Genomic DNA, 25,256 nt, shown 5'->3' on the forward strand with positions numbered 1-25,256 from the left:
GTATTATCGCTTCGTTGTCAGCTTGGTCAGGCTCTGATGGCGCACCCACGTCGTGACGCATCGAGGCGTTGTGGGTTGCGAGAGGCGTTTTCGGGTTTTGGTACGACACGAGGCCCGACGCCAGGCGGTAACTCCATTGCGATGCCGATCGCTGCGCTCTCTCAATCTTTGATAACGCGCCGGGTTGCCGATAAACCGGCATCCCCTTTTTCGCCCGGCGCTCTAATGTAAGCCGTCAGACCCACAGCCATTCACTGCGGACTTGCTCTTGCAAGCGCCGCCTTTCCGGTACCGGACATCCCGTGAAACCCAATCCGACGCCCGTCATGTCCGAGCGGCGCACGAGCCTGATCGGCGGCCTTCTCGTTGCGATCGGGCCGATCTCGCTGGCGCTCTATACGCCTGCCATGCCGGTCCTGGTCGATGTCTTCGGCGTCACCGAATCGCTGGTGAAATTGACGCTCACCGCCTATTTCGCCGGTTTCGCCGTCACTCAACTGGTCTGCGGCCCTCTATCGGACGCGCTCGGACGCCGGATCACAACCCTCATCTTCATGGCGACCTATCTCGGCGGCTCATTGATCGCCGTGTTGGCGCCCAGTATCGACATGCTGCTTCTCGCCCGGTTGGTGCAGGGTGTCGGCGCCTCGGTGGGCATCGCGGTGGCGCGCGCGATCGTGCGCGACCAGTTCGAGGGCGAGACCTCCTCGCGCATCATGAACGCCATCGGCATCATTCTGGCGGCCGGCCCAGCCGTTTCGCCGACGATCGGCGGCCTGTCGTTGGAGGTCGCCGGCTGGCGCGGCCCATTCGCATTGATGGCGTTGTTCGGGATTGCCGTCATCGCCGTGAGCCTTCTCGCCATGCGCGAGACGATTGTCCCGGACAAGGCGCGTTTGAAGCCTCGCCTCTTCGCCGCGTCCTATCGACGGCTTCTGTCGGATGGTCATTTCGTTACCGCAAGTCTCACCATGGGCGGCTCGGTCGGCGCGCTTTATACGCTGTCCACCGTTCTGCCCTTCGTTCTCATCAACCGGGCGGGGCTCACCCCGACCGAGTTCGGCATTGGCATGCTCGGCCAGACCGGGCTGTTCTTTTTCGGCTCGCTGTCGGTGCGGTTCCTGATGGGTCGGGGAATCAGCGCCTATCGACTGGTCTTGCCGGGCCTCGTCTTCATCGCCATTGCCAGCGGCCTCCTCATCCTCTCCGCCGCAACCCTTCCGCTTTCCTATCTGTCGATCATGGGGCCGGTCGGCATCTATGCCTTCGGCATCGCCTTCATCATGCCGGCCATGACCACATCGGCCATGGCGCCTTTCAAGGATGTGGCAGGGGCGGCCGCAGCCATGCTCGGCTTTCTTCAGATGGGGGCGGGCTTTGCCGGCTCGGCCCTTTGCGCGGCGATCGGCGAGCCGGTCCTTGCCACCGCGATCGTCATTCCGCTTCTCTGCGCGCTGGCGCTTCTGGCCTATGCGCTCTTCCGCTGGCGCTTCGAGCGGATCGAGGTGGAGCCGCTCGCCCAAGTGCCGGCGCCGCCCATGGCGCGCAGCGGGCAAGGGTGAGGCCTGCGACATCGCACGCGTTGACCTTGGCGCGCTGACGCTAGATCGAGGAGCGAGCCGCGTCCGGAATCTCAATCACCCGTGAAAGGCCGCCATGTCCGGTTTCCTGACAATCCTTGCCGTCATCGCCATGGCTGCGACGGCCCTCGTCCTCTGCCTCGGCCTTCTGAATCTGATGCGTGGCGGACCTGGAAACACCTCTCAGAAGCTGATGCGGATGCGCATCCTGTTCCAGGCGATTGCGGTCGTCATTCTGGTCGCCGTCCTCATGCTCGCACGCTAGATGACCGGCAAACTCGAAACAGGCTGTGACGAGGGGACAGGGACAAGATGGTACGGCTGAACAAGATCTATACGCGCACCGGCGACATGGGCGAGACGGGGCTCGGCAATGGCGAGCGTCGTTCCAAGGCCGATCTGAGGGTCGAGACCTATGGCACCGTGGATGAGCTGAATGCTGTTCTCGGCCTTGCGCGGCTGCATGCCGAAGGCGAGATGGACGAAACCCTCGCCCGTATCCAGAACGAGCTCTTCGATCTCGGAGCCGAACTCGCCACGCCCGAGACCGGCGAGCCGCTCGGCTTCGAACCCTTGAAGGTCGTTGCCTCGCAGGTCGAGCGGATGGAGGCCGAGATCGACGCCTTCAACGAGCGGCTCGAGCCTTTGAAAAGTTTCGTCCTTCCGGCCGGCTCGCCGCTCGCCGCCCATCTTCATCTCGCGCGAACCGTCGCCCGACGCGCCGAGCGGCTGATGGTGGCGCTTGCCAAGGTGGAGCCGGTGGCCGAGACCGCGATGCGCTATGTCAATCGCCTGTCGGACCTCCTCTTCGTCGCCGCCCGGATCGCCAATGAGGACGGGCGTGCCGATGTTCTGTGGGTGCCCGGCAAGAGCCGTTGAGACGGGTCGTCGAGCGCGAGCTTTTTCGTCTCGCGTTCCAAGATCGGCCTGAAAGCTGGAATGGGCTTTCGCGCAAGTCGATTTACGCAGACGTCAAAGACTTGAATTTCAGCGTTCGGAAGGCCAGACAAGCCGAAACGTAGGTGGCAGGACCGTAGCGCGCCGGCCACCTAGAGGATGGATTGAATCCGTCGCCGCGCAGTTTGCCTTGGTGCCGCACGCCGTCAGCCTCGATCTCGACGGGGCAAAGCCGGTCCGGCGGTCTCAAGTCCTTGCGTCGCGTCATCGGATCCGAAAGGGAGCGAACCGAATGAAGATCCTCGTCGCCGTCAAGCGGGTGGTCGACTACAACGTCAAGATCCGGGTGAAGCCCGATCAGAGCGGTGTCGAACTCGCCAATGTGAAGATGAGCATGAACCCGTTCGACGAGATCGCGGTCGAAGAGGCGGTTCGCCTGAAGGAAGCCGGTACGGCGACGGAAGTCGTCGCCGTCTCGATCGGCCCGGCTCAGTCGCTGGATACGATCCGCACCGCGCTGGCCATGGGCGCCGATCGCGGCATCCTGATCAAGACCGAGGACGCGCCGGAGCCGCTCGCCATCGCCAAGATGCTGAAGAGCATTGCGGAAGAGGAAAAGCCGGACCTCGTCATTCTCGGCAAGCAGGCGATCGACGACGATTCCAATCAGACCGGCCAGATGCTGGCGGCGCTGACCGGCTGGGGCCAGGGCACCTTCGCCTATAAGATTGCGCCGAGCGAGGGCAAGGTGTCCGTAACGCGCGAGGTCGATGGCGGCCTGCAGACGGTGGAGCTCAATCTGCCGGCCGTGGTGACGACCGATCTGCGTCTCAACGAGCCGCGCTATGCTTCGCTGCCCAACATCATGAAGGCCAAGAAGAAGCCGGTCGCCGAGAAGACGCCCGAGGAGTTGGGTGTCGATACGGCCAAGCGCCTCGAAGTGTTGAAGACCGAAGAGCCGGCCGGACGCGTCGCGGGCGTCAAGGTCGCCTCGGTCGACGAACTCATCGAGAAGCTGAAGACCGAAGCCGGCGTTCTTTAAGGGCGCGAGGGGACGAGAGAGGAAAGACGAATATGACGACGCTTCTTCTGGCAGAACACGACAATGCCACCCTGTCCGGCGAGACCGCCAAGGCCTTGACCGCCGCCAAGGCGCTCGGGGCCGAGGTGCATGTGCTCGTCGTCGGCGAGACTGTCTCGGCCGTGGCTGAGGCCGCGTCCAAGCTCGACGGCGCTGCGAAGGTGCTGACCGCTGAAGGCGGCCATCTCGCTCATCGCCTGGCCGAGCCGACGGCTGCGCTCATCGTCGCGCTCGCCGAGGCCTATGACGCCTTCGTCGCGCCCGCCACCACGACAGGCAAGAACGTCATGCCGCGCGTCGCAGCGCTGCTCGATGTCATGCAGGTCTCGGAGGTCATGGCGGTCGAAGCGCCTGATACCTTCAAGCGCCCGATCTATGCCGGCAATGCGGTTCAGACCGTTCGATCGACCGACGCCAAGAAGGTGCTGACGATCCGCACCTCAGGCTTCGATGCCGCCGGCGAGGGCGGCTCGGCTGCGATCGAGGCCGTATCGGCCACGGCTGGCGATCCAGGCGTCTCCAGCTTCGTTTCCGAAGAGCTGGCCAAATCCGAGCGTCCGGACCTGTCGAGCGCCAAGATCGTCGTCTCAGGCGGGCGCGCTCTCGGCTCGGACGAGAAGTTCAAGGAGGTCATCGTTCCGCTCGCCGAAAAGCTGAACGCCGCGATCGGCGCGAGCCGCGCCGCCGTCGATGCCGGCTATGCGCCCAATGACTGGCAGGTAGGCCAGACCGGCAAGATCGTCGCCCCGGAGCTCTACATCGCTTGCGGCATTTCTGGCGCGATCCAGCATCTGGCCGGCATGAAGGATTCCAAGGTGATCGTCGCCATCAACAAGGATGAGGAAGCCCCGATCTTCCAGGTCGCCGATTACGGCCTCGTCGGTGATATCTTCACGCTGGTGCCGGAACTGACCGAAAAGCTCTAAATCGATCGGCAGAGCCCCGTTGTGACAGAACGGGGTGCCTAGGGAGCGATCCCCGAGGCGCATGGCGAGTCAAGAGCCGCGCAGCTTTGCAAATGCGGCTCAAGCGCCATATGTTGCATCGCAACAACTTGCGGCAACGAAGACGGCTCGAGACCGGCCGTGTCCGGCGAGTGAGGCAAAAAGGGGGGAGAGATGGAAATCAAGTCGGTCGGGATCATCGGATCGGGGCAAATGGGCTCGGGGATCGCCCATGTGGTGACGCTCGCCGGCATGACGGCGCGGCTCTACGATGTGAGCGAGGACCGCACCCAAAAGGGCGTTGCTCGGGTCGAGAAGGGGCTCGCGCGCCAGCTATCCTCGGAGAAAATCAGCGAAGCCGATCGGGACGCGGCCCTGTCGCGGCTCGAAACCTCCACCGATTTGTCGACGCTGAAGGATCTCGACCTCGTCATCGAGGCGGCGACGGAGGAGGAGACGATCAAGCGCAAGATCTTCCGGGATGTCTGCCCGCATTTGGCGCCCCATGCGATCCTGGCCTCGAATACCTCCTCCATCTCCATCACTCGGCTCGCTTCGGCCTCCGACCGGCCCGAACGGTTCATGGGCATCCATTTCATGAATCCGGTTCCGGTCATGAAGCTCGTGGAACTGGTGCGCGGCATCGCGACGGAAGAGGAAACCTTCGAGGCGGCCCGAACATTCGTGGCCGCTCTCGACAAGACGGTGACGGTCTCGGAGGATTTCCCTGCCTTCATCGTCAATCGCATTCTTCTGCCGATGATCAACGAGGCGATCTACACGCTCTATGAGGGTGTCGGCTCGGTCCAATCGATCGACACGGCCATGAAGCTCGGGGCCAATCATCCGATGGGCCCGTTGCAGCTGGCCGATTTCATCGGCCTCGACACCTGTCTGTCGATCATGCAGGTGCTCCATGACGGGCTTGCCGATTCCAAATATCGGCCTTGCCCGCTCTTGGTGAAATATGTCGAAGCCGGTTGGCTCGGCCGTAAGGCCGGCCGGGGCTTCTACGACTATCGCGGGGAGGAACCGGTGCCGACGCGCTGAGGCGAGGTGAGACTTGTCGATCCTGTGAAATGTGGCATGCTAGGTCTATGGCCGATCTCAAAATCAAGAGCATAGACGGTTTTGCTGAGCCCATCAGGGACGATGAGATAGCATCTGAGCATCGGGCTTGGATGAACGAGCAGATTGCCGAGACCCTTGCGAAAAAAGCGCGAGGGGACATGGGTTATACGCCGCTCGATCATGTTCGCCGCATATTCAAGCTCGATGCATCTTAGAGTGAAACGCGACCAAGTTGGGTCGCATATTCACTCTAAGCTCTTGTTTGTCGTAAGCCGTGATCCAAAAAGTCGATCAACTTTTTGGCGTCTCACTCTAGGCTTTCCGACGACGCACAAGCTGATTTGCGTGCTTTGCGCGATTATCTTCAATTCGAAAGCCCGCAAGGCTATCGACGACTGCTTACGGCAATTTTCGCAGCTTTCGATCAATTGGAGCTTTCCCGCTTCTCGGCCGCGAGGGTAATCTCCGGAACGCGCGAATTGACGGTTCCAAGGACGCCTTATCGAATCGTCTACAGCCTCCCGGACGCCTAAAATGTGGATGTCGAACGCGTCTTGCATGGCCGATTGAAATATCCGATGGACGAGGATGAGAGCGTCGGCGGCAAATCGCAGACAAGCTCGTAGTCATCGATCTCTCGCAATCTGGGCACGATGCCCGTAACGGCACGTCTGATCGCGAGATCGTCGAATGAATGGACGGCAGCCGGCTTTTCGAACATCTTCGGTATCACCCGAAAGGCCGTAGGCTTCGTGCGATCCAATCGGATCGGCCGATGAGACAGCGGGAATCATGACCTCGATCGAAACACGGCAGGCGCGTTCCGCGCCCTCGACCTTGTCGTCTCGCCTGACGGCGTTTACCCACGCGGTCGACAGGCCGGTCCGGCGCTTTTCCGCCGCGCAGCTTGCAGGCGTCCCGGCGCCGCTTCTGGCCATTCTGGCCATTCTGGCCGTCAATTTCGGGCTGATCCTTCTCGACGGCCGCCCCCCGTCTGCGGATGATGCCGAGCAGCTGAGCCAGGCGACCGGTTGGGCTCTCGGCTATAGCGGGGTTCAGCCGCCGGTTCACACCTGGATCGTCATGAGCTTGCAAAGCCTGTTTGGCGAGGGGCTGACGGCGGTGCTCGCCGCCCGCTGGTTCGTCGTCTCGGCCTTCTTCGTCGCCCTGGCCGGCCTCTGCTGGGCCCTCGGCTTGAAGGGCGATGCGCTCGGCGCCGGCCTGTTCGGGGCCTTTCTCCTGCCGCAGATCGGCTGGGAGGCCCAACGCACCTTCAGCCACTCCTTGTCGGCGCTTTTCTTTTCTGTGCTCTTCGTCGCCCTCCTGGTCTGCGCGACGCGGACGAGGCGCCTTTCTCTCTGGGCCGGTCTTGGCGTTGTCGCCGCCTTCGCCCTCCTGTCGAAATACAACACGGCGCTTCTCATCGGCTGCGCCTTCGTCGCCTTTGCCTCGCTCAGCGATGCGCGCCGGATGATGCCGCGCTTCGGCCCTGTCGCCTTCATGGCGATGGCGGTTCTGATCCTCGCGGCGCCGGTCTCATGGCTCCTCGATCGGCTCCAGACGCTCGATGACAGCGCCAAGAAATTCGCTTTCGTCGAGGGCGAGCCCTTGTGGACCGCCGCTTTGGGCCTCGGCAATTACATGCTTGCGATCGCTGCCTATGTGGCTCCGCTCATGCTCGTCGCGCTTCTGGGGCTTCTATATCTCGAAGGCCGGGGCGGTGTGTCCGTCGCCTTCGCGGCGTTCAGGACGTCGACGGGTATCCGTTTGATTCTGCGCACGATGCTGCTTGTCTTGTCGATCGGCCTTGTGCTCATCCTCGCCTCGGGCGCGACCGCCGTCGAAACCTACTGGCTGCATCCGGCGCTTGTGATGAGCGCGCCGTTGGTCGCCTTCGCCCTTGATCGCGCCGATCCCTCTGGCCACGCCAATCGCGTCGTCATCGCCTGGGGCCTCGTTGCGGCGATGGTGACGACGCTCGTCTTCCTAATTCGCAGCTTTGGGGTCGGTTGATTTGAGTCTGTTCCTCAAGATTTCGTCGTGGCCAAGTGTTTTCGCGAAGAAGCGCATCGTGTAGGCGGTCGGTGGGCCGTTGGAGGCCCGGCGGCTGGCGATCGAACGGCCGCAAGCGGGGGAGTGAGACGGCATGATGGTCGCGACGGATATCGCCACTCGGGTGTGGAACCACACCTTCAAGCTCGACCCGATCGTGCGCAGCCTGCTCGACACCGACTTCTACAAACTTCTGATGCTGCAGATGGTGCGCGGGCTGCATCCCGAGACGCAAGTCACCTTCAAGCTGATCAACCGCACGACATCGGTTCGCTTGGCCGAGGTCATCGACGAGGCTGAACTGCGCGCCCAGCTCGATTATGCCCGCTCCTTGCGCCTCACCAAGCGCGAGATGATCTGGCTCGCCGGCAACAGCTTTTACGGGACGAAGCAGATTTTTCTGCCGGAATTTCTCGACTGGTTCGAGGATTTCCGCCTACCCGAATATCGGCTCGACGTAGTGGATGGGCAATTCGAGCTGACCTTTTCCGGCCCTTGGACCCACACCATGATGTGGGAGATACCGGCCCTTGCCATCGTCAACGAGCTGCGCTCGCGCGCCGCGCTTCGCCATGCCAAGCGATTCGAGCTCGATGTGATCTATGCCCGCGCCAAGGCCAAGATGTGGGAGAAGGTCGAGCAGCTCCAGAAGCTGCCGAACTTAAGAATCTCCGATTTCGGCACGCGCCGGCGCCACTCCTTCCTCTGGCAGCGCTGGTGCGTGGAAGCCTTGAAGGAGGGGCTCGGTGATCGCTTCATCGGCACATCCAATGTGCTTCTGGCCATGGAAGCCGATCTCGAAGCGATCGGAACGAACGCCCATGAGCTGCCCATGGTGCTTGCCGCTTTGGCAGAAGGGGACGAGGCGCTGAAGGCTTCGCCCTATGCCGTTCTCGAAGAGTGGCAGCGCTATTATGGCGGAAATCTTCTCGTCGTCCTGCCCGACACCTTCGGAACGACGAGCTTCCTGAAATCGGCGCCGCGCTGGATCGCCGACTGGACCGGCTTTCGGCCCGACTCGGCGCCCCCCATCGAAGGCGGTGAGGAGATCATTGCCTGGTGGGAGCGGATGGGCATCGATCCGAAGGAGAAACTGCTGGTCTTCTCGGACGGGCTCGATTCGGACACGATCGAGGAGGCCTATCGCCACTTCGAAGGACGGGTGCGCATGAGCTTCGGCTGGGGCACCAATCTCACCAACGACTTCCGAGGTGTCGCCCCGGAGCCGATCCCTGGCCTCGATCCGATTTCGCTGGTCTGCAAGGTGGCGAACGCCGATGGGCGTCCGGCCGTCAAGCTCTCGGACAATGCGGCCAAGGCGACGGGCGAGGCGGACGAAGTCGAGCGCTATCGCCGCGTCTTCGGCGCCCCGAGCTATGCCGAGCGGGCGGTCAGGGTCTAGGCGGGCGCCGGTCCGTGCCTATGTCCTTATAGCAAACGACGATGGCATCGCGTATGTTGGGGAGGCGCAAGACGGGTTTCAAAACATGATGCTTCTCGATAAGTGGCGCGAGAACGAAGACCGCGTTCGGCAAGCCGGGGCCATCGCGCTCGAGCGGGCGCGCGAGGCCGGGGTTCCGGCTTACTACCGCGATCCTTCGCTGGGAGAGGGAATCGTGAAGGAGATGCCGGACGGAAACCGCGTCTTGATCGGCGAGGCGGAGGAAGAGAAGTGCATTGCCGCTGCCCTGGCACGGCGTGGCTGAGACATCTCGCGGTACCGCTTTTTGCACAATCATTGCCGGCCCTAATGGCTCGGGCAAATCGACGATCTATCCTCTGTTGTCTCTCGACGGCGAGTTCGTGAATGCGGACCTCGTCGCTCGGCGCATCGACCCGACCAATCCCGAGTCCGTGTCGATCGCGGCAGGGCGCTTGGTGCTCAAGATGATCGACGAGCTCCTCAACGATCGACGCAGTTTTGTCTACGAGACGACGCTCAGCAGTCGGCAATCCCTCTCTGTGATGGAAAGGTGCCATGACCTGGGATACGAGGTGGCGCTCGTCTACGTCGCGCTCGACAGTCCAGAGCTCAACATTCTTCGTGTGGCGGAGCGGGTGTCCCGTGGTGGACACGACATTCCCGCAGAGGTGATCCGACGTCGCTACAAGACGGCGTTTGTCCGCCTTCCGCATGCCCTGCGGCTGGCGGACAACAGTCTCCTGTTCGACAATAGCGGCTTGGAGCCTCGGATGTTGCTGGCTTTGCAGCGCGGTAAGCTCGTGGCCAACCGTCTCGACGAAGCGATGCCGTCGCATGTCCGTTTGGCGGAAATCGTTGCGCAGGCCCTCGACATAAATATGGATGCGGTCTTCCGGGCCGCCCGGCACCCTGGATCCGATCCTAGATGATACCACCGGCCGCCGGTTGAAGCCGGAGACCGCTGATCATTACTTCAGGAAGCTCGAAAAGATCGAGCCGCCACCGCCGCCGACGCGGTTGCCCTGGCGATCATAGCCCGGGCGGCGATGCTGCTCGGCCGCATAGGCGTCGGCCGAGATGCGCTGGCCGGTGCGGTAGGAGAAGGTCGAATAGGTGGCGAACTCGCTCTCTTCCATGGTCGAGACGAGACGCTCGACCTCCTGGGCGTCGCGAGCGTTCTTAGCCGCCACTTCCACCGGCAGCGAGAAGTCCGGGCAGGGGCCGGTGGCGCTCAACTGCGACACGGTCTCGGCGCTCTGATCGAAGACATAGCGGCGGTCGCAGACGCCCACATTGGGCGGACGCTTGGTGACCTCGAAATGGTCGTAGCCCTGCTTCAGATTCTGCCAGAAGGCAAAATGTTCGGAATTGCGATGCCGCGCCATGTTCTCGGGCGTCATCCGGTAGGGATAGGCCTGGATCTGGAATTCGCGCTGACCGCCTTCGAAGGAATGGCGGGCGAGGGAATAGATTTCCTGAACCTGCTCATCATCCATGGCGTAGCAGCCGGACGAATTGCAGGAGCCATGGATCATTAGATGGCTGCCCGTGCGCCCATTGGCGCGGTCGAACAGGTTCGGATAGCCCATATTGATGGCGAGGTGATAGTTGGAATTTGGGTTCAGCTGGGTCGGCGTCACCGTATAGAAGCCTTCGGGCGCCTGGCGGTCGCCCTCCTTCTTCTTGGGTCCAAGATTGCCCGACCAGGCGCAGATCTCGTAGGTCTTCAAAAGGGCGTAGGTGCCGTCGGTCGTCTGTTTCCAGATCTCCAGATCGGACTCTTCCTTGAAGAGGCGGACGAGGATCGGCGAATTGACGCCCATCCCTTTGGCCTGGATCGCGCGGACCAGAGCGGTCGGCAGCGGTGCCTCGGCCGGAATGAGATCGTCATATTTGCAGCCGGAAATTCCGAACAGGCTGGCAGCCAGCGCGACGGCCGTCATGAATCGGCGCAGTGACATCCCCAAACGTCCCCATCAGTTGGAACGTGGCCCCGCCTTCCCCTGCGGGTCCCCGTCCAGCCATCTCGCCGCGCCGCGTGATTCAATCTCTCGCGCAGGCTTCGGCTTCGCGTCCGCTGGCAGCAAGCACCGCCGGGACGCATGTCCCCTCATCGTGGCGGCCAAATGTTAAGATTCCGTCAAGACTTCACGAATTCTTAACATATGCGCCGCGAGCGCAGACGATCGTTTCGAAACCAAAACGCTGCCAGTCTGTCGCCCCATTACAAAATAGAAAGACAGCGGCCGAATTTTGGCAGCTTTCCCAGAGTCACGAAAGATGGCGGGCGTGTCCGGCCCGCCACAGGCCGTCATCAAAGATTGCGGCCAATCGCCAGGAACTTCTCGCGGCGCTCGCGCTTGCGTGCCTGCCCGTCGAGGGCGAGCAGCTCCGATAGGCCCCGGCGAATATGCTCCGCCGCGCGATCGATCGTCGTTTCCGGGTCGCGATGGGCGCCGCCGATCGGCTCCTCCACGATGGCGTCGATGATGCCGAATTCCTTCAGATCCTGGGCCGTGATCTTCATCGCCTGGGCAACGTCGCGGGCGCGCGTCGCATCGCGCCAGAGAATCGAGGCGCCGGCCTCCGGCGAGATCACCGAATAGATGGCATGTTCCAGCATGAAGACCCGGTTGGCGGTGGCGATCGCGATGGCGCCGCCCGAGCCGCCTTCGCCGATGACCAACGAGACGAGGGGCACCGTCAGACCGAGGCAGGTCTCGATCGACCGGGCGATTGCCTCGGCCTGGCCGCGCTCCTCGGCGCCGATGCCGGGATAGGCGCCGGCCGTGTCGACGAGGGTCAGCACGGGGATGTCGAATCGCTCGGCCATCTCCATGATGCGCACGGCCTTGCGGTAGCCTTCCGGGCGGGCCATGCCGAAATTGTGCTTCAGCCGGGTCTGGGTGTCGTTGCCCTTTTCCTGGCCGATCACCGCGACCGGCTCGCCGTCGAAGCGCCCGAAACCGGCGATGATCGCATAGTCCTCGGCGTAATAGCGATCACCGGCGAGCGGCACGAAATCGGTGATCAGCCGCTTCACGTAGTCTGAGCAATGGGGCCGGTCGGGGTGGCGGGCGACCTGTGTCTTTTGCCACGGGGACAGCTTTTGATAGAGCGCGGCGAGCGCATCCTGCGAGCGCGTCTCCAGCCGGGCGATCTCCTCATGGACGTCGACCGCGTCGTCTTCCCCCTCGATCTTCTTCAGCTCGAGGATCTGGCCTTCCAGATCGGCGACCGGTTTTTCGAAATCCAGATAGTTGTGCATTCCCGTCCGGCTTGCGCCGCCTTGATGGTTCATCCGTTCGGCGAAAGATCATGCGCCGTTCAACGCCGCAATCCAGGCCTTCGCCGCTTTCCTCGGCGGGGAGGTGAGGCGGAAAGGGCTCAATTTCAAGCTGCGACGCGGCTTCTGTTATCAGTCCCGGCCCACCCTCGAAAGGGGATGATGCTCGCTCACCAGCTTATGGAGCCGTTCTTCCAGCACATGGGTATAGATCTGCGTGGTGGAAATGTCGGCATGGCCGAGCAGCTCCTGCACAGCCCGAAGGTCGGCTCCATGCTGAAGAAGGTGGCTTGCAAAGGCATGGCGCAGCACGTGGGGCGAGATCTTGGCCGGCGTGATCGAAGCCCGTGCCGCCAGTGCTTTGAGTTCTCGCCCGAAAAGCTGACGGCTGAGATGGCCGCTCTCCGAATCGGCTGGAAAGAGCCATGGCCCTTCCATCGACACCTTGGCCGCGGCAAGCGCCGCGCCATAGGCGTCGAGGGCGGCGCGGGCCGCATCGCCGATCGGCACCATCCGCTCTTTGTTGCCCTTGCCAACCACCGGGATCACCCGCGAGCGCGAGGTCAGGAGGCTTTTGGGCAGGGATACGAGCTCGGAGACGCGAAGGCCCGTCGCATAGAGAAGCTCGACCAGAACCCGCAGCCGGACGGCGCGAACCCGCGCGGGCGGGGCGAGAGCCGGGTCGGCCGCTTCCTGTTCGGCGAGATCGAGAAGCCGGTCGACCTCCGCCTCGCTCATCACCTTGGGCAAGGGCCGGCGCTTGCGCGCGCCCTCCACCGGGCCGGTCGGATCGTCGGCGCGTTGGCCTTCCGCATAGAGAAAACGGAAGAGCTGGCGCAGCGCCGACAGTTTTCGCGAGCGGGTCGATTCGGAAAAGCCCTGCTTCGCGAGATCGGAGAGAAAGGCGCGGATCGTCTCGCTCGTGGCGTTGAAGAGCCCGCCCTGGCCGGCGAGGAATTCGGCCGCGCCGTCGAGATCACGTCGATAAGCCTCGATCGTGTTTGTGGCGGCACCCCGCTCGACCGCCATCATTTCCAGAAAGGCTTCCACTGCCGCCTGGTCGCGAACCGAGATGCTCATTGGCTGGTCGCTCCCTCTGGTGCGGCCTCGCTTGCCGGTGGGTCGGCCGCTGGTGGCATCTCAGGCGGAGCCGGCACCACCTTCAAGGGTGGCAGCTCGACGTCGATCGTCAGCTCCTGGCGGTTCGGCTCGACGAAGTAGACGAGCGCGGCCATGATGCCGTAGATGATCCCCGCAATGACGGCGAGGGTCGTGAGAAGGCGAAAAAGGGTCGGCATCGCGGCGCCCGGCGATCCTTGCGTCTTGTTGTGTCCCTCACGATGGAAACGCTCTTAGCGTGCGTTGGCCGAGAGGGAAAGCGTCTGTGAAGGTCATACCCGCCTTGGCTTACTTGTCTCTTTCGCACGCGCATTGCGGAGTGGTCCTCGTGGCCGAAGAATTCGGCGCCTCCGTTTTGAAGGGGCGATAGGCGTGAGGACGGGCGTTCTGGAGGAGTTGGGAATGGGCGGTGATGCATCGGCGATCGCGGATGTCGCGCGGCTGCGCGAGCGGCTGGGATCGCGGACCATCGCTCTCGTTGGGCTGATGGGCGCCGGCAAGACGACAGTCGGGCGGCGCCTCGCCTCGCTTCTCGGCCTCCCTTTTCGCGATTCGGATGTGGAGATCGAAGAGGTTTCGCGGATGACGATCCCGGAGCTGTTCGAGGCCTATGGCGAGCCGGAATTTCGGGCGCTGGAGGCGCGGGTCGTTCAACGCCTCGCCGTCGAAGGGCCCCAGGTCGTCGGCACCGGCGGCGGCGCCTATATGAATGGCGAGACGCGCGAGCGGCTGAAATCCACGGCCGTGACCGTCTGGCTGAAGGCCGATCTCGACACGCTGATGGAGCGTGTCTCGCGCCGGAGCAACCGGCCGCTTCTCAAGACCGCCGATCCGCGAGAGACCATGCGGCGGCTGATCAAGGAGCGATATCCGATCTATGGGCAGGCCGACATCGTAATCGAATCGCGCAACGTCAAGCGCGAACAGGTGGCGAGCGAGGTCGCCGAAGCCGTGCAAGCCTTTCTCGAAAGGAACGAGCGATGAACGAGATGAGCGCAAAGCCGGCCGGAGCGCCCCTGGAGCGCCGCATTGTCCGGGTCGATCTCGCCGACCGGTCCTATAACATTCTCATCCATCAAGGGCTGATCGACGAGGCGGGCGCGGAAATTGCCGCCCGGATGCCGGGCGTGCGTCTGGCCGTCGTCTCGGACGAGACCGTGGCGGGTCTTCATCTGGAACGCCTGTCCCTATCGCTCAAGGCCGCTGGCATCGAGCATGTGCCCGTCATCGTGCCGGCGGGCGAGGGCACGAAGTCCTATGACGGGCTGATCCGTGTGGTCGAAGCCGTTATCGAGGCGCGTCTGGAACGCGGCGACGCCGTGCTCGCCCTCGGCGGCGGCGTTGTCGGCGATCTCGCCGGCTTTGCGGCCGCCGTGACCCGGCGCGGGATGGGCTTCATCCAGATGCCGACGAGCCTTCTCGCACAGGTGGATTCCTCGGTCGGTGGCAAGACCGGCATCAATTCGCCTCAGGGCAAGAATCTCGTCGGCGCCTTTCACCAGCCCGCCTTGGTGCTGGCCGATACGGCGCTGCTCGATACGCTCTCGCCACGGGAATTTGCGGCCGGCTATGCGGAGGTCGTCAAATACGGCCTCATCGATCGGCCGGATTTCTTCGAATGGCTCGACGCCAATCGACAATCGGTCTTTGCGGGCGGAACGGCCCGCACCGAGGCGATCGCTCTCTCCTGCGAAGCCAAAGCCGCCGTCGTGGCGGCCGACGAGCATGAAGGCGGCGTGCGCGCGCTTCTCAATCTCGGCCACACCTTCGGCCATGCTCTGGAAAAGTTCGCCGCCTATGACACGGCCCGCCTCGTTCATGGCGAGGGCGTGGCGATCGGCATGGCGCTCGCCCATCGCTATTCGGCGACTGAAGGCCTTTGCCCGGAAGGCGACGTTGCGCGTGTCGAGGCCCATCTGAAGGCCTGCGGCCTGCCGACGCGAATTCAGGATATTCCCGGCAATGCCCCGAGCGTCGAAGCGCTGATGCAGGCGATCAGCCAGGACAAGAAGGTCGCGCGCGGCAAACTGACCTTCATCCTGACGAGGGGGATCGGGCGCGCCTTCATCGCCCGCGACGTCGATGCAGGCCATATCGCCAACTTCCTGTCCACGGAACTCGCAGCATGAGCACGGGGCTCTGGATTCTCCTTTTCGTGGTTTTCGTGCTGATCTGTTGCTCGGCCTTCTTTTCGGGCTCGGAGACGGCGCTGACGGCGGTCTCCCGCGCGCGTCTCCTGTCCTATGAGAAGAATGGCGACAGCCGGGCGACGGTCGTGCAAACGCTGATCGAGAAGAAGGACCGGCTGATCGGCGCTCTTCTCATCGGCAACAATCTCGTCAACATCCTGGCTTCTTCGCTCGCAACGACCGCTTTTCTAGGCCTCTTCGGCGAAGCGGGCGTGGTCTATGCGACGATCGGCATGACGATCCTCGTCGTCATTTTCGCCGAAGTCTTGCCCAAATCGGCCGCGATCGCCTCGCCGGACGGCTTTGCTCTCAGGGTCTCGCGCCCGGTTTCCATCGTCGTCGCCGTGCTCGGACCGCTGACGCGGATCATCAACTGGATCGTGCGGCAGCTTCTCGCTCTGATCGGCGCCGGACGCGATTCGTCGGCCTCGCTGCTGACCGCCCATGAGGAGTTGCGCGGCGCCGTCGAAGTGCTTCACCGGGAGGGCTCGCTCGTCAATGCCGACCGAAACCGGCTGGGCGGTCTCCTCGATCTTCACGAGTTGGAGGTGTCCGACGTGATGGTCCACCGGACGGGCATGCGGCAGGTCAATGCCGAGGACCCGCCGGCCGAGATCGTCAAGCAGATCCTGGAAAGCCCCTATACCCGCATGCCGGTCTGGCGCAGCCATTACGACAACATCGTCGGTGTGGTGCATGCCAAGGATCTCCTGCGCGCCCTTCACGAGGTCGACAACGATCCCTCGCGCATCAACATCATGAAGATCTGCGCACGGCCCTGGTTCGTGCCCGAGACGACGACGCTTCAGGACCAGCTCAACGCCTTCCTCCGGCGTAAGAGCCATTTCGCCATCGTCGTCGACGAATATGGCGAGGTGGAAGGGCTGATCACGCTCGAAGACATTCTGGAGGAGATCGTCGGCAATATCGCCGACGAGCACGATGTGGAGATCGAGGGCGTCAAGACCGAGGCCGACGGCTCGGTGGTCGTCGACGGACAGGTGCCGATCCGCGATCTCAACCGGGCGCTCGACTGGAATCTGCCGGACGAGGAGGCTGTGACGATCGCCGGCCTCGTCATCCACGAGACCGGCACGATCCCCGAGGAGCGTCAGGCCTTCACCTTCTTCCAGAAGCGCTTCACGGTCCTGAAACGCGAGCGCAACCGCATCGCCAAGCTGCGCATTCGCTCGGCCTCCGTCGTCGTGCCGCCCAAGAAGGGTGCGCTTGCCGCGCTCGCCATCGGCGCGGCCGCCCAGAGCGATGAATATGAGATGGACGAGGAAGAGGGGCTCGACGAGGAGGTCGCCGCCCTCGCCGTCGAGGAAGCCCGCCGGGAGGCGGACGAAGCGGTGGAGAGCGACGTGTCGCCCTCACGCGGCGTCCGGGAAGACGGGTTTCTCTCAAGCGAGGATCTCGGCGAGGATGGTGATCACGAGCGCCACAGGTAACGGGCGGAACCGCGTGATGCGCTTTCGAGTATAGGAAGCGTTGGGCGATAGGCATTGACGAGGATTGCCAAGCATCGCAATCCTGTGGATTGCCGTTCGCTTCAAGAACATTTCCCTGCAAGTCTTCGACGTTGAAGGGAGGGTCTTCGCAGAATTTGTAGTTGTTGACAGAGCATCCGTATGGGCTTCGAGATCGAGCGAAAATTCCTGGTCCGCAACGATGGATGGCGCCATGCGGTCCAGCATCGCGTCGTTTTGCGCGATGGTCTCTTGAGCCATGGCGAGCGCGGCAAGGTCCGCATTCGCCGCCAGGACGACAAGGCCGTGCTCGCCCTCAAGGGGCCCCGCCTCGGCTTTCGCCGCGTCGAATATGAATATGCGATCCCGCTCGATGAGGCGGATGAAATCCTGGCCGGTCTGTGTTCCGGGGCGATCGTCGAGAAGATACGCCATTTCGTTCCCCATTGCGGCCATGTCTGGGAAGTCGATGAATTCGTCGGAACCCTGTCCAATGTGGTCTGGGCGGAGATCGAACTCGAAAGCGAGGACGAGCCGTTCGAACGGCCGGCTTGGCTCGGCGAGGAAGTCACCGGCGATCCGCGCTTTCGCCATTCGACGCTGCTTCGTCTCGTCGAACGGATCGACGGGCAAGTCGCGATGGAAGATGTGTTCGCCGCAACTTTGTAAGGCCGCCGGACGAATGAATGGACCCTAAGGGTCAGTTCATTCGTTCGGGATGTATGATGCCACGATTCGTCAGCCTGCCGCCGGTTTCGAGACGAGCGATGACGCGGCCTTCCTGTACGGACGATCAGGCCAAAAGGCGCAGCGAAGGCGCGGTGGCGAACGATGCGGGTTGGGCTCTCACGACGCTCAGCGTTTCAGCCTGCAAGGTCTCTGCCCCGGCCAGATATAAGCCTTGGAAGAGGTCTGCACCCGCTGCCTTGGCAAGCAGGAACTGCTCCTGCGTCTCGATGCCCCCCACGGCGACCGGCAGCCCACAGGCATGGGCGATATTGATGAGTGCCGTGACCAGCACGTTGTGAAGCGGGTCCTGGCCCAGGCGCGCCACGAGGGAGTGATCAATCTTGATCGCGTCGACCGGGCAAGAGCGCAGATTGGCAAGGCCGGTGTGCTTTCCGGCGAAATTGCCAAGCGCGACCCGCACTCCCATCTCTCGCAAGACCTCGACCCGGCGATGAAGATCGCTCCTCGCGGAGAGATCGCCCCCCTCGGTGAACTGCAGGACAAGCCGCTTCGGCGAGATGCCGGTTTCCTTGATCGCCTCCCGCACGGTCACCACCAGCGTGTCGCGCTTCAGCTGGCTCGCCGAGACGTCGATTGCAAGAAGCGTCCCCGCCATCGAGGCCATCTGCCGGCAGGCATGACGGATCACCCATTCGCCGAGAAGGTCGATGAGGACGGTGCGCTCGGCGATGGGAATGAACTCGTCGGGCGCGATGGTGCCACGCAAAGGGTGCTCCCAGCGCGCCTCGGCTTGATAGCCGCATAGCTGTCCGTCGCCGTGAAAGAAGGGCTGATAGGAAAGGCTGAGCTCATTAAGGAGGACCGCCGCGCGCAGCTCCCGCTCGATCGCGCGGGCATATCGATGGTCCCGCATCATGTCTTGAACGAAGAGCGTCGCCTGGGCCCGCCCGTTCCGCTTGGCCTCATAGAGTGCGAGATCGGCCCGATGGGTGAGCGCGTCGAAACTGGCGCAGCCCTCCTGAACGAGCGCGATCCCGATCGAGGCCGACAGATTCATCGGCTGCTGGTCGTGCCAGACTGTCTTGCCGAGGCTGCGCAAGAGACGATTGGCGAACTCGACTGGATCGACCGGGCTCTGAGGAATGACCAGCATGGCAAATTCGTCGCCGCCCAGTCGCCCGAACAGGCTCCCGGGCGATTGGGCTCTTGCGATGCTCGAGAAATGGCGCAGAGCGAAATCGCCTTTCCCGTGGCCATGGGCGTCGTTGATCCGCTTGAGATGGTCGAGATCCATCAGAAGCAGAAAGGCCCCGGGCCCGCGATCCGCAAGGAGCTGCGTATCGCAATCGTCGATGAAGGCCGTGCGGGTCAGCCCGCCTGAGACATTGTCGAAGCGGAAGGCCATGGACTGGAGCCGGGCTTCGGCCGCCCATTTCGCGATGTCGGCGCCGAGCTTGCGGCTAAGCGCGCCTTGAGCATAGGCGAGGAGACCGCATGCCAGCGAGGTCAGAATGAGGAATGTGCTGGCGGTCCGCTCGGTGTGAAAGGTCGCAATTCCCGCTCCGGCGCAGGCCACGGCGATGCAGAGCGTCGGCAGGAGAATGCCGAGGTGACTGCCGCGCAGGGGTGCCTGGCCATCGAAACGGGTCATGAACGAAACCGGTCCTTGGAATTCGTATGCGTCGAACTCTATCGGCGGATCGTTGAGAATGGGTGAACCGCAAGTCTTTTTTCAGGAAATTCTATGTAATAATGACTTAGAAAGTCATCCATTTATGACGAACGGATGACGTCTCGATGACAAAGAATGTATTCGTCCGCGGATTCTTACGCTGAATCTGATTCGTGATCGACTATCCTTCGGTCTTCGCGGCGATGCGGTGGGTTGGCTCCGAGCCTCTTTCACATCCGCGACTCTCCATCCCTTCACCTGTCCCGGCCGAGAAAAGCCGTCTGCCAATGATGGGGAATGGCGAGCGCGAAGAGGGCGAGCGCAAGAGCGAGGAGCGCTGCCACGTAAAGGGAGGCCGGCCCGATCGCAAGCTGGACCAACGTACCAATGATCGCTCCCACCAGCATGCCGATCCACGGCGCCAACTGGTACAGAAAGCCGAATTTTCGCTCTCCTGTCATCAAGCGGCCAAGGCCTTTGCCGAAGCGCGATAAGGCGCCGGTGACGTAAGTGAGGCTGACCGGATAACCCGCGACGGTTTCCAGCGCGGCATTGAGGGCACCCATGGCGAGGATCGTCGGAATCAGAGTGACGATACTGACACTGTCGGCCCCGATCGCGGCACCGCTGATAAAGAGAAAGGCGCAGACGAGAAAGAGCAGGGGCCAGACCCTGTCTTTCGAAAAGCGGACGGTGATCACCCCGATCGAATTGCCTGCGACGAAGAGGACCAGAATCGCCGCAAGGCGGATCGCCGCATCGCTCCGGCCCTCGCCGGCCGCGATCGCCAGCCGGGTCGTATTGCCGCTCATGAAGGAGATGAAGTCGCCGGCGGTCATGAAGCCGATCGCGTCCGTCATGCCGGCAAGGGCCGACAGGAACAGCGCGAAGCTCGTGCCGACGATCGCGTGGGTCCGCGTGTGCTCGATCTGCGTCGTCATGATCCGGGCACCCAAATCAGCGTCGTCTCGGCTCGCCCGGTGCGCTTGCTTCGATCGCGAGGGCATGGACGCCGCTGGAGAGCTCCTCGGCCAGCACCTTGTTGATCGCCCGCTGGCGAGCGACACGGCTCTCGCCCGAAAAGGCTTCGCTCACCAGACGGACGCGGAAATGGGTCTCGCCGGAGCCATCGAAGGCGGCGTGATGGTCGCTGCCATGATGGTGATGGCCGGCATGGAGATGGCTTTCGTCGATGACCGCGAGGCTCTCCGGCTTGAAGGCCTCTTCCAGCTTCGCTTCGATCCGCTGTTTCGTGCTCATTCGCGCATCCCTTAATTTTTCAATCTTTCAGGCCTAAGCCACATGATCGCCGTTTCCCTCGTCTCTTATGCGCGGCTTCGCGCCGGAGAGAGGGGACGAGCGATGGTGCGAAGCTTGTCTCAGGCGTTTTTCCCGCCTGTCAATTCTTGTCCGGCCCCCCTGTGAAACCCATAATCGGCAGCGATGAAACTCGACTCCAAATATTTCGACACGATCCGCGTGAAACGGCGCGGTAGCGGCACCGGACCCAAACCCAAGCCCGCGACCCCGGAATGCGCCTGGGAAGGCTGCAACGAGCCCGGTGTCCACCGGGCGCCGATGGGGCGCGACTACGAAGGCCAGTATCTAAATTTCTGCATCGAGCACGTGCGGCAGTACAATAAGTCGTACAACTACTTTTCCGGGCTCGACGACAAGGATGTGCAGAAATATCTGAAGGACTCACTGACCGGCCATCGGCCGACCTGGTCGATGGGCCATAACGGTTCGGTCCCGCCGGGCGCCGCGGCCGGGGCGGCCGGTGCCGGGGCTGGGCCTGCTCGGGCCCGGCGTGGGCGCGGGCGCGCGAAATTCGACATGTTCGGGGACGACGAGGCGGCGCAGCGCCAGGCTGCTCGGCGCCGGGTGCGACCTTTGGAGCAAAAGGCGCTCGAAACCCTCAATCTGGAGCAGGGGGCCACTGGCGAGGCCGTGCGCGCGCGGTATAAGGAACTCGTGAAACAGCTTCATCCCGACGCCAATGGCGGCGACCGTGGTCATGAGGACCGGTTGCGCGACGTCATTCAGGCCTACAAGCTTTTGAAACAGTCCGGCTTCTGCTAACGCCGAAGGCGACAGGCGGAAGACGGCGCATGTTCGGCCGGGATGAGACCCGACGGTTCCTCGCGCCGTGTTCACGCGACGAAGGACGACAGACATGCCCGCTCGGACCCCGCGAAGGCGCTTCGAGGGGCCAGGAGGCACGATGAGTAAAGCGGAACAGGATGTGGCCCCCCTCCCGGACGCCACGATCTCCGTCCGCGAAACCTTTGGTTTCGAAAGCGATCTGACCGTTCCGGCCTATAAGAACCCGGACCCCCACGTTCCCGAGATCGACCCCGACTACCGGTTCGACAAGCCGACGACGCTCGCGATCCTGGCCGGTTTTTCGCGCAACAGGCGCGTCATGGTCTCGGGCTATCACGGCACGGGCAAGTCGACCCATATCGAGCAGGTCGCCGCCCGGCTCAACTGGCCTTGCGTGCGCGTCAATCTCGACAGCCATGTCAGCCGAATCGATCTCGTCGGCAAGGACGCGATCGTGGTGCGCGAGGGCCAGCAGGTCACCGAATTTCGTGACGGCATCCTGCCCTGGGCCTATCAGCACAATGTCGCGCTCGTCTTCGACGAATACGACGCTGGGCGGCCGGACGTCATGTTCGTCATCCAGCGCGTCTTGGAATCCTCCGGTCGTCTGACGCTTCTCGATCAGAGCCGCGTTATCCGCCCGCATCCGGCCTTTCGCCTGTTCGCGACCGCCAACACGGTCGGTCTTGGCGATACGACCGGCCTTTATCACGGCACGCAGCAGATCAATCAGGCGCAGATGGATCGCTGGTCGATTGTCACGACGCTCAACTATCTGCCCCATGACAACGAGGTTGAGATCGTCCTGTCCAAGGTGAAGGCGTGGCAGAACGAGAAGGGCCGCCAGACCGTCAGCAAGATGGTGCGCGTTGCCGATCTCACTCGCTCGGCCTTCGTCAATGGCGATCTCTCGACGGTGATGAGCCCGAGAACAGTGATCACCTGGGCCGAAAATGCCGAAATCTTCGGCGATGTGGGCATGGCTTTCCGCCTGACCTTCCTCAACAAATGCGACGACCTGGAGCGCTCTCTGGTGGCTGAGTTCTATCAGCGGGCGTTCGGCGAAGAGCTTGCCGAGAGCGCGGCCAATCTCGTTCTCGATTGACGAGGTGAGGGGGGCGCCGTCTTGAGCGGCGTCCTCTCGATCACGCCTCCGACCGGGCGCTGGGGAACTGTCTCGGCCGAGGTGGAGCGCCGACGTTGCATGAGCGGTGCGGTTCGTAGCCAAAGCTCGGCCGCTCGCATTCGGCCTAATTGGTTCGGCCGACTCGCCGAGCGTATTCTGCGCCCCATTCTCCTGTTGGCCGCTTCCTGACCCTTCAACCGACACGAGACCCGATCCATGACCACGCGCTACCGTTTCGGCTGCGATCTCTCCTATGAGGTCAAGGTTCCGACCTTCTTCGTCTTCAATGTCGAGGCGGCGCGGATCGAGAACCATCACGATCTTCAGGAAAAGCTCGTCATCTCGCCGGATTACGAGCGGCGCGTTCATATCGTGCCCGATACCCAGACGCGCTATGTGGCGATCAACGCAGAGCCCGGACCTTTGACGCTGCGCTACGAGGCCGAGGCGAGCCTCGAGGTTCACCGGGAGGCGCCGGAGGGGATCGGCGAGACGCCGCTCCACCAATTGCCGCTCGACGTCCTGCCCTATCTTCTGCCCTCGCGCTATGTCTCCTCCGACCGGCTCGCCGACTTCGCCCAGAAGGAATTCGGCCATCTCGATCGCGGTTTTGCGCGGGTGACGGCGATCTGCAACTGGGTCTATGATAATATCGATTATCGTCGCGGCTCGTCCAACGAAGTGACGACCGCCGACGAGAGCCTTCTCCTGCGAGCCGGCGTCTGCCGCGACTTCTCCCACATCGCCATCGCCTTCTGCCGCGCCCTCGACATTCCGGCGCGCTTTGTCAGCGCCTATGCCTTCGGGCTCGTGCCGCCGGACTTCCATGCGGTCTTCGAGGCCTATCTCGATGGACGCTGGTGGCTGTTCGATGCAACGCGCCAGGCCCGGCTCGACGGGCTGGTGCGGATCGGTGTCGGGCGGGACGCGGCCGAGATCGCCTTTGCGTCGCCCTTTGGCGAAATGGAGCCGGGACCCGTCAAGGTCTTCATAGAACGGGCCGACGGCAAAGCCGAGGCGGGCGAGCGGCCGAGCGAGGCGATCGCAACGGATGGCGTCGCACCGCCGCCGACGGCCTGAAACAACCTTCGGCGGATCAAGCCTGAGAGCCGATCAGGCCCAGCGGCGCCGATGAGCGCTTCCCAGGCCGCGACACCTACGACATTCAGATATTTTTTCGCTGACAGGAAAGTGCCGGTCATGGACGCTTCGGCTTCTCCCCACGGGGAAGAAGCCGTTGGCGCTTGCTCCCGGCTGCTGAGACAACTCCCCGAGGTCATTGTCACGACCACGGTCGGTCGCAATCCCCTACGATTCAAGCTCGTCACAGGGGTCTGTGAATCGTCTCAGGCCGCGACGGCCGGGTTCTCCGCCAGAAAGGCGCCGATCCGCTCGATTGCCCGCTGAATGTTCTCTTCGGAATTGGCGTAAGAGAGGCGCATATAGCCTTCGCCGAGTATGCCGAAATCCGGTCCGCCGATCAGCGCGACGCCGGCATCGTCGAGAAGCGCTGAGGCGAGCGGCTTGGCCTTCCATCCGGTCTTGGAAATGTTGGGAAAGGCGTAAAAGGCGCCTTTTGGGGTGGCGCAGGAGATGTTTTCGAGGCTGTTCATGCCCTTGACGACCAGCTTTCGCCGCCGGTCGAAGGCCGCCATCATCGCCTCCACCTCGTCCTGAGGCCCGTCGATCGCCGCAATGCCGGCAAACTGGCTCGGCGCGTTGACGCAGGACCAGCAATTGACCGCAAGCTTCCTCACTTTGTCGTAGAGACCGGCGCCCTTGCCCTCGTTCGGCCAGATCGACCAGCCCATGCGCCAGCCGGTCATCGCCCAGGTCTTCGACCAGCCATTGAGGACGATAAGGCGATCGCGAAGCTCGGGGAAGGTGAGGAGCGAGGTGTGTGTTTCGCCGTCATAGGTCATGACGTCGTAGATCTCGTCAGAGAGGATCGCGACGTCGGGGTGCTTTTCGAGACCCTTGACGAGCTTCTCGATCTCGGCGCGCGGGGTCACGCCACCGGTCGGGTTGGCCGGCGAATTGAGGATGAGGAGGCGGGTCTTATCGGTGATGAGGGATAGCGTCTCTTCGGCCGAGAAGGCAAAGCCGTTCTCCTCGCGGATCGGCACCGGAACCGGTTTGGCGCCGGTGAACTCGATCATCGAGCGATAGATCGGAAAGCCTGGATCGGGATAGAGGATTTCCGCGCCCGGTTCTCCGAACATGACGATCGCGGCATACATGGTGGGCTTGCCGCCTGGCATGATCATGACGTTTTCGGGCGAGACCTCGACGCCGGTGGTCGAGAGCGTGCGGCGCACGACGGCTTCGCGGGTCTGAAGAAGGCCGGTTGCGGGCGTATAGCCATGATGGCCGTCCCGCAGAGCCTTGATGGCCGCCTCGACGATATGATCCGGGGTTTTGAAATCCGGCTGGCCAATGCCGAGATTGACGATGTCTCGTCCCTTTTGGGCGAGCGCGGTCGCCCGCGCCAGGACCGCGAAGGCATTCTCTTCGCCCATACGGTCGAAGGCGGAAATCGTATGCAGCATAA

27 protein-coding genes are annotated in these 25,256 nt (G+C 62.9%); 19 read left to right on the forward strand and 8 right to left on the reverse strand.

What is annotated here, in order from left to right; genetic code table 11:
- The first annotated feature begins 326 nt into the window (after positions 1-326).
- The 12 genes from B9A15_RS14385 to B9A15_RS14445 all read left to right on the forward strand — a co-directional run bounded on the left by B9A15_RS14385 (position 327) and on the right by B9A15_RS14445 (position 9,977).
- Positions 327-1,562 (forward strand): multidrug effflux MFS transporter, encoded by a 1,236-nt coding sequence (locus tag B9A15_RS14385; RefSeq protein WP_084410950.1) that lies wholly within the window; start codon positions 327-329, stop codon positions 1,560-1,562.
- Positions 1,563-1,656: 94 nt separating this feature from the next.
- Positions 1,657-1,845, forward strand: coding sequence for a twin transmembrane helix small protein (locus B9A15_RS14390; protein ID WP_084410952.1), 189 nt, complete (start codon positions 1,657-1,659; stop codon positions 1,843-1,845).
- A 47-nt stretch (positions 1,846-1,892) separates the two neighbouring features.
- On the forward strand, positions 1,893-2,459 hold the full coding sequence (locus B9A15_RS14395) for a cob(I)yrinic acid a,c-diamide adenosyltransferase (protein ID WP_084410954.1): 567 nt from the start codon (positions 1,893-1,895) through the stop codon (positions 2,457-2,459).
- 310 nt (positions 2,460-2,769) lie between these two features.
- Positions 2,770-3,519: an electron transfer flavoprotein subunit beta/FixA family protein gene (locus tag B9A15_RS14400; protein WP_084410956.1), complete on the forward strand. Its 750-nt coding sequence runs from the start codon at positions 2,770-2,772 to the stop codon at positions 3,517-3,519.
- A gap of 32 nt (positions 3,520-3,551) precedes the next feature.
- On the forward strand, positions 3,552-4,484 hold the full coding sequence (locus B9A15_RS14405) for an electron transfer flavoprotein subunit alpha/FixB family protein (protein ID WP_084410958.1): 933 nt from the start codon (positions 3,552-3,554) through the stop codon (positions 4,482-4,484).
- Positions 4,485-4,676: 192 nt separating this feature from the next.
- Positions 4,677-5,552: a 3-hydroxybutyryl-CoA dehydrogenase gene (locus B9A15_RS14410; protein ID WP_084410960.1), complete on the forward strand. Its 876-nt coding sequence runs from the start codon at positions 4,677-4,679 to the stop codon at positions 5,550-5,552.
- A 47-nt stretch (positions 5,553-5,599) separates the two neighbouring features.
- Complete coding sequence (locus B9A15_RS14415) at positions 5,600-5,788, forward strand: hypothetical protein (protein ID WP_139798402.1); 189 nt, start codon at positions 5,600-5,602, stop codon at positions 5,786-5,788.
- A gap of 84 nt (positions 5,789-5,872) precedes the next feature.
- The gene (locus B9A15_RS23875) at positions 5,873-6,106 is read left to right on the forward strand and encodes a type II toxin-antitoxin system RelE/ParE family toxin (RefSeq protein ID WP_425292963.1); all 234 of its coding nucleotides are present in this window, start codon (positions 5,873-5,875) and stop codon (positions 6,104-6,106) included.
- Positions 6,107-6,365: 259 nt separating this feature from the next.
- Entirely contained in the window at positions 6,366-7,586 is a 1,221-nt protein-coding gene (locus B9A15_RS14430; protein WP_084410966.1) for a glycosyltransferase family 39 protein, read from the forward strand.
- Between the two features lie 136 nt (positions 7,587-7,722).
- On the forward strand, positions 7,723-9,027 hold the full coding sequence (gene pncB / locus B9A15_RS14435; protein WP_084411037.1) for a nicotinate phosphoribosyltransferase: 1,305 nt from the start codon (positions 7,723-7,725) through the stop codon (positions 9,025-9,027).
- A gap of 85 nt (positions 9,028-9,112) precedes the next feature.
- A complete protein-coding gene (locus B9A15_RS14440) occupies positions 9,113-9,331 on the forward strand; it encodes a hypothetical protein (RefSeq protein WP_084410967.1) in 219 nt (72 codons plus the stop codon).
- Positions 9,303-9,977, forward strand: coding sequence for an ATPase (locus B9A15_RS14445; RefSeq protein ID WP_084410969.1), 675 nt, complete (start codon positions 9,303-9,305; stop codon positions 9,975-9,977). The genes B9A15_RS14440 and B9A15_RS14445 overlap by 29 nt, the downstream gene beginning before the upstream one ends.
- 39 nt (positions 9,978-10,016) lie before the next feature.
- On the opposite strand, the gene B9A15_RS14450 is transcribed toward B9A15_RS14445, so the two are convergent.
- From B9A15_RS14450 to B9A15_RS14465, 4 genes are all read right to left on the reverse strand, one after another.
- Positions 10,017-11,009 (reverse strand): L,D-transpeptidase family protein, encoded by a 993-nt coding sequence (locus B9A15_RS14450; RefSeq protein ID WP_084410970.1) that lies wholly within the window; start codon positions 11,007-11,009, stop codon positions 10,017-10,019.
- Between the two features lie 353 nt (positions 11,010-11,362).
- Positions 11,363-12,316, reverse strand: coding sequence for an acetyl-CoA carboxylase carboxyltransferase subunit alpha (locus B9A15_RS14455; RefSeq protein ID WP_084410972.1), 954 nt, complete (start codon positions 12,314-12,316; stop codon positions 11,363-11,365).
- Between the two features lie 150 nt (positions 12,317-12,466).
- Entirely contained in the window at positions 12,467-13,414 is a 948-nt protein-coding gene (locus tag B9A15_RS14460) for a site-specific tyrosine recombinase XerD (RefSeq protein ID WP_084410974.1), read from the reverse strand.
- Entirely contained in the window at positions 13,411-13,632 is a 222-nt protein-coding gene (locus tag B9A15_RS14465; protein ID WP_084410976.1) for a hypothetical protein, read from the reverse strand. Before B9A15_RS14465 ends, B9A15_RS14460 begins: the two co-directional genes overlap by 4 nt.
- A gap of 223 nt (positions 13,633-13,855) precedes the next feature.
- Between B9A15_RS14465 and B9A15_RS14470 the strand changes: the two genes are divergently transcribed.
- From B9A15_RS14470 to B9A15_RS14485, 4 genes are all read left to right on the forward strand, one after another.
- Positions 13,856-14,437, forward strand: coding sequence for a shikimate kinase (locus tag B9A15_RS14470; protein ID WP_084410978.1), 582 nt, complete (start codon positions 13,856-13,858; stop codon positions 14,435-14,437).
- On the forward strand, positions 14,434-15,582 hold the full coding sequence (gene aroB, locus B9A15_RS14475; RefSeq protein WP_084410980.1) for a 3-dehydroquinate synthase: 1,149 nt from the start codon (positions 14,434-14,436) through the stop codon (positions 15,580-15,582). Before B9A15_RS14470 ends, aroB begins: the two co-directional genes overlap by 4 nt.
- Positions 15,579-17,093, forward strand: coding sequence for an HlyC/CorC family transporter (locus tag B9A15_RS14480; RefSeq protein ID WP_084410982.1), 1,515 nt, complete (start codon positions 15,579-15,581; stop codon positions 17,091-17,093). Before aroB ends, B9A15_RS14480 begins: the two co-directional genes overlap by 4 nt.
- 180 nt (positions 17,094-17,273) lie before the next feature.
- Positions 17,274-17,780, forward strand: a complete 507-nt coding sequence (locus tag B9A15_RS14485) for a CYTH domain-containing protein (protein ID WP_084410984.1) — start codon at positions 17,274-17,276, stop codon at positions 17,778-17,780.
- A 124-nt stretch (positions 17,781-17,904) separates the two neighbouring features.
- Here the strand turns inward: B9A15_RS14485 and B9A15_RS14490 are convergent, their stop codons facing one another.
- From B9A15_RS14490 to B9A15_RS14500, 3 genes are all read right to left on the reverse strand, one after another.
- Positions 17,905-19,452, reverse strand: coding sequence for a putative bifunctional diguanylate cyclase/phosphodiesterase (locus B9A15_RS14490; protein WP_084410986.1), 1,548 nt, complete (start codon positions 19,450-19,452; stop codon positions 17,905-17,907).
- A gap of 275 nt (positions 19,453-19,727) precedes the next feature.
- Positions 19,728-20,414, reverse strand: coding sequence for a YoaK family protein (locus B9A15_RS14495; RefSeq protein ID WP_084411039.1), 687 nt, complete (start codon positions 20,412-20,414; stop codon positions 19,728-19,730).
- Between the two features lie 16 nt (positions 20,415-20,430).
- Positions 20,431-20,733: a BolA family protein gene (locus B9A15_RS14500; protein ID WP_084410988.1), complete on the reverse strand. Its 303-nt coding sequence runs from the start codon at positions 20,731-20,733 to the stop codon at positions 20,431-20,433.
- Positions 20,734-20,916: 183 nt separating this feature from the next.
- Between B9A15_RS14500 and B9A15_RS14505 the strand changes: the two genes are divergently transcribed.
- The 3 genes from B9A15_RS14505 (at position 20,917) to B9A15_RS14515 (ending at position 23,785) form a co-directional block, all read left to right on the forward strand.
- A complete protein-coding gene (locus tag B9A15_RS14505; RefSeq protein ID WP_084410990.1) occupies positions 20,917-21,555 on the forward strand; it encodes a J domain-containing protein in 639 nt (212 codons plus the stop codon).
- 142 nt (positions 21,556-21,697) lie between these two features.
- On the forward strand, positions 21,698-22,684 hold the full coding sequence (cobS, locus tag B9A15_RS14510; protein WP_084411041.1) for a cobaltochelatase subunit CobS: 987 nt from the start codon (positions 21,698-21,700) through the stop codon (positions 22,682-22,684).
- A gap of 237 nt (positions 22,685-22,921) precedes the next feature.
- Complete coding sequence (locus tag B9A15_RS14515; RefSeq protein WP_084410991.1) at positions 22,922-23,785, forward strand: transglutaminase-like domain-containing protein; 864 nt, start codon at positions 22,922-22,924, stop codon at positions 23,783-23,785.
- Positions 23,786-24,051: 266 nt separating this feature from the next.
- Here the strand turns inward: B9A15_RS14515 and B9A15_RS14520 are convergent, their stop codons facing one another.
- Positions 24,052-25,254 carry a pyridoxal phosphate-dependent aminotransferase gene (locus tag B9A15_RS14520; RefSeq protein ID WP_084410993.1) on the reverse strand — a complete coding sequence of 401 codons (1,203 nt, stop codon included), beginning with the start codon at positions 25,252-25,254 and terminating at the stop codon, positions 24,052-24,054.
- Positions 25,255-25,256: the final 2 nt, after the last annotated feature.

Origin of the sequence: Fulvimarina manganoxydans (assembly GCF_900176465.1) — a bacterium.
GTDB lineage: Bacteria > Pseudomonadota > Alphaproteobacteria > Rhizobiales > Rhizobiaceae > Fulvimarina > Fulvimarina manganoxydans.